Source organism: Pseudomonas sp. PA-4-8C (genome assembly GCF_021606625.1).
GTDB lineage: Bacteria > Pseudomonadota > Gammaproteobacteria > Pseudomonadales > Pseudomonadaceae > Aquipseudomonas > Aquipseudomonas lactis.
The window spans coordinates 1-2,230 of sequence record NZ_WKCD01000469.1 but is presented as its reverse complement, the minus strand read 5'-3'; the positions used below and the strand labels follow the sequence as shown (position 1 = coordinate 2,230).

Here is a 2,230-nt window from a genome sequence, read left to right as displayed (position 1 = left end):
ATTGTCTGGAGTGCATGGCTGAGTGCGGTGATCCAGACGCCAAGCTGGCTATGAAAAAAGTTCTTCAAGATGGTAGTGGCGCAAAAATCTCGGCAGCGATAAACCTGAGCACCCGATCTAGGCTCTCAATGCATTCTTATCCTCGCTTCGGTATGCGGCTATAGCGGCTGACTTGAAGGGGAAGGGGCCACGGATTTTGCGGGTGGGGTACGGATGTACTCCTATCGGGGTTTGGCACTCTGCCGCGATAATTCCAGGGCGTCTTCGCCTCCTTGGGTCATTTCCCAAAGAGCAGGGCTGCGCTGCACACGATTCAGCAGTCCGAGCTGGGTGAGCAGGTCAAACCAGTGCCGGCCAATGCCCGCTTCCTGACCGTCGTCCGCGCGCTCTCGGAAGCTATCCAGCTTGCTTTCACCTTTTCTGCGAATGGATGCTTCGCCGTCGCCGCGCTCAATCGAGCCTGCTGATCCTCACGTTTTTTCATCGCAAGCGGATTCTAAAGCTCTCAGATTTGGGGGAAGCTAAGAATGCAGATATACTCAAGTTGTATGGTTAACTGAGGAAAAGTGTTTAGCTATCTTTTGTAGATAAATAAGGAATGGCGATATATGTTGGAGTTTCTACATAGAAATCCTTGGGCTCGATCAGCGATCCCATTGGTATTGGCTGCCATTGTGGGGGTGGCTTCAAGCTCCCTAATCGTTGAGGTGGCTAAAGGTAACGAAATATACTGGGAAGAAATTTTCAAGAAAAAATCTTTATATATTCTAATCTTGGCTATAATTATATCTGTCGTATATCAGGTTTATATATTCAAGGAAGATAGTAGTTTCTTGAAGTTGACATCGAAGCAATTTGGTGAAGTTCTAAGGGCGCAATTGGTTTCGGAGTCTGCAAAGCATTGTAAAAAGCTCATAAAAGAAGAGCGGCTTGATGAGTTGATAGTGGCGACTAGCAAGCTCACAAAACTGTTTGAGGAAGATAAGCAATGAACGTTTATTCTACGTCTGAATTTTATGATGATGTTCAGAGTTTAGGGTCTGACGAGCGAAGCAAAGTTATGCGTTTGTTCGACAGGGCGAGCTCGCTAACTATGCGCCAATTGCTTGATGGTGGAGACTTGAAGCCTCTCAATATCTCAGGTGAAAACTTACATGTACTCAGTGCAGGAGGGGTTAAAATTTATTGCGTCCTCGGGCGTGAGGATCAACGGGGTGGTGATGCTGATCTAGTTTTGATTCGTCTGGAAAGTGCTAAGTCTCCATTTGGATCAGGCGCGGGTCGTGATATTGCTGCTGGGCGTAGAGTGCGCTAAATGAGAAACAAACCTCTCATTGGCTGAGTTGCCTGTAATGTGCTTCTGCTTTTACGAGGTAAGGCTATTTGCATTTCAGTTATTGGAATTGATCAGTATGGTTAATGTGTTAGTTAATGCCCAGTCGGCTCCCTTTGCAGTCATGGCGTGGTCGCTGGAAAAGACAGCCTAGATATCGGGTGTGAGTAGACGACCGGTCGTCAATCTCGGAATTGGTTCGACCGGTTTTCTTCTGTAGGCATGGGGAGTCCTTGCCTGGCCATGCCCGGGCGGTGGAGTGGGGTTCTACGGTGATGAATAACGATCAGGACTTACCCACAGGCTTGTGCGTTGAGCAGCTGGCGGGTTATGGCCCACCATGCGCTCATCAAACGCCTGGAGCGCTGCCGTATGAAACGACTAACAGAGTGGATAAACCTAGTCGCTGCCCTCCTTCACCTTATCGTCGTGATCATCCGCACCGGCTGGCTTTGAGCTACGATGGCCCCTTCCTCTAAATGGGCTGGACCATGACAAAGCACGATATTTACGATGAGATCGAAGGCTTTCAGGTTTGGAACTACATGGATTGCGACAATGACGATGAGGGCTGGGAGACCTGGCGAATCAACGTCGAGGTGAAGCGCGGTAGTGAAGTTGTGGTGCCGGTTGTTGCGTGTGACCGAACCTATGTTGACCGTGGCCTGGCGCAGGTTGCAGGGCGCGAGGTAGGGGCTCGGTTGATTGCTGGTGCCGGCCTATAGGTTTTCTGCGGGTATGGTGAGTTCCGGTCTGGCTGCCCCCTGGCGATTGAGGTGGGAAGATCAAGCGATTGCGGTTAGCGCGAGGACATCCTCGCCACCACGCGCGATGCCGGCGTGCAGTTCCACCTTGCTGCCAGCAAGCATCCCGGCGATCTGGGCATTTATATCAAGC

Annotated in this window: 3 protein-coding genes; all 3 read left to right on the top strand. The window is 50.4% G+C overall.

The window, feature by feature from the left end; translation table 11 throughout:
* Positions 1–608 precede the first annotated feature (608 nt).
* Positions 609–992 carry a hypothetical protein gene (locus GIW04_RS30035; RefSeq protein WP_120249012.1) on the top strand — a complete coding sequence of 128 codons (384 nt, stop codon included), beginning with the start codon at positions 609–611 and terminating at the stop codon, positions 990–992.
* Positions 989–1,315, top strand: coding sequence for a hypothetical protein (locus GIW04_RS30030; protein ID WP_147412296.1), 327 nt, complete (start codon positions 989–991; stop codon positions 1,313–1,315). The genes GIW04_RS30035 and GIW04_RS30030 overlap by 4 nt, the downstream gene beginning before the upstream one ends.
* 509 nt (positions 1,316–1,824) lie before the next feature.
* Positions 1,825–2,058: a hypothetical protein gene (locus GIW04_RS30025; protein WP_120249089.1), complete on the top strand. Its 234-nt coding sequence runs from the start codon at positions 1,825–1,827 to the stop codon at positions 2,056–2,058.
* Positions 2,059–2,230: the final 172 nt, after the last annotated feature.

Coding starts and splice junctions, on each gene's coding strand:
- GIW04_RS30035 (WP_120249012.1), top strand. CDS start 609: ATGTTGGAGTTTCTACATAGAAATCCTTGGGCTCGATCAGCGATCCCA.
- GIW04_RS30030 (WP_147412296.1), top strand. CDS start 989: ATGAACGTTTATTCTACGTCTGAATTTTATGATGATGTTCAGAGTTTA.
- GIW04_RS30025 (WP_120249089.1), top strand. CDS start 1,825: ATGACAAAGCACGATATTTACGATGAGATCGAAGGCTTTCAGGTTTGG.